The 1,701-nt window shown below is 66.7% G+C and carries 2 protein-coding genes; both read left to right on the top strand.

Annotated elements, in window-relative coordinates; all coding sequences use genetic code 11:
* Positions 1-882 (top strand): carbohydrate ABC transporter permease (locus ACNPM4_RS20225; protein WP_448986963.1); only part of this gene is annotated, 882 nt, incomplete at its 5' end.
* Positions 879-1,701: carbohydrate ABC transporter permease (locus ACNPM4_RS20220; protein ID WP_448986962.1), on the top strand; the 823-nt coding region annotated here is incomplete at its 3' end. The genes ACNPM4_RS20225 and ACNPM4_RS20220, both read left to right, overlap by 4 nt.

Here is a 1,701-nt window from a genome sequence, read left to right as displayed (position 1 = left end):
CTCACGTGGTTCCGCGGCGGCGGGCTCGCGAACCTCCTGTTCGTGCTCCCGATGCTGTTCGTGTTCATCTTCTTCTCGTGGTCGCCGATCGTGCAGTCGGTGATCATGAGCCTGCAGAAGACGAACCTGATCGTCTCCGAGTGGGTCGGAATCGACAACTACCTCGCCGTGATCGGCGACCCCGAACTCGGCCGGGCCGTGATCAACACCCTGTGGTTCGCCGTGCTCGCTCTGCTCTTCGGCTTCCCTCTGCCGCTGCTCATGGCCGTGCTGATGAGCGAGGTACGCCGCGGCAAGGGCATCTACTCGGCGCTCGCGTATCTCCCCGTCGTGATCCCGCCCGTGGTGGCGGTGCTGCTGTGGAAGTTCTTCTACAGCGCCGACCCGTCCGGTGTCTTCAACACGGTGCTCGGGTTCGTCGGCATCCCTCCGCAGCCGTGGATCCAGGACGCCGTGCAGGCCATGCCCTCGCTCGTGCTCGAGGCGACATGGGCGGGAGCCGGAGGATCGATCATCATCTACCTGGCCGCGCTCCTGGGCGTGCCGCCCGAGCTGTACGACGCAGCCGAGGTCGACGGCGCCGGCATCTGGAAGAAGATCTGGCACGTCACGCTGCCGCAGCTGCGCGGCATCCTCTTCATCATGCTGATCCTGCAGGTGATCGCCACCGCGCAGGTCTTCCTCGAACCGTTCCTGTTCACCGGCGGTGGCCCCGCCGGAGCGACCAAGACCGTGCTGCTGTACATCTACGACAAGGCCTTCCGCAACAGCCTGGGCGGCGACTACGGAGAGGCGACGGCCGTCTCGGTCCTGCTCGCCATCGTCCTCGCCCTCCTCTCCTGGCTGTACTTCACGCTGACCGACCGTTGGAGCACGACGTGAGCCTCACCACCCGCCTGTCGACCCGTGCCGCGGAGAAGGCGGCGGAGAAGGCCGCCGATCGCGTCGGGGACCGCACGGTCATCTCCGACTCGGAGCGCCGGCGCCCCGGCATCCGCGTGGGGATGTCCCTCACGCACGTGTTCCTCGCCGTCGGCTTGGTCGTCGCCGGCCTCGGTCCGATCCTGTGGCTCGCGAAATCGGCGATCACGCCGACGCAGGACACCCTGCAGCAGCCGTTCGCGCTGTGGCCGAACGGCATGGACTGGGAGAATCTGTCGACCGCGTGGAACGACATCCACATCGACCAGTACTTCTTCAACACGGTGATCATCGCGCTCGGCGCCTGGTTCGTGCAGCTGTTCATCGCGACGACCGCAGGCTATGCGCTCTCGGTGCTGCAGCCGAAGTACGCGCCGATCCTGAACGCGCTGGTGCTCGCGACGCTGTTCATCCCCGGGATCGTGCTGCTCGTGCCGCTGTACCTGACGATCGTGCACCCGCCGCTGCTGGGGGATGTGAGCCTGCTCAACAACTACCTCGCGGTGTGGCTGCCGATGGGGGCGAACGCCTTCAACATCCTCCTGGTCAAGCGGTTCTTCGACAGTCTGCCCCGCGAGGTGTTCGAGGCCGCGCGCACCGACGGCGCCGGTCCCTTCCGGCTGTTCTGGTCGATCGTGCTGCCGATGTCGAAGCCGATCCTCGGCGTGGTCTCGGTGTTCGCGATCATCGCCGCGTGGAAGGACTACCTCTGGCCCATGCTCGTGCTGCCCGACCCGTCGGTGCAGCCGCTGTCGGTGCGGCTGCCCGCCGTGCAGTCGC

This window comes from Microbacterium umsixpiens (assembly GCF_053543675.1).
Note: the sequence above shows the minus strand (reverse complement) of the source record. Positions and strands in the feature narration are given on the sequence as shown.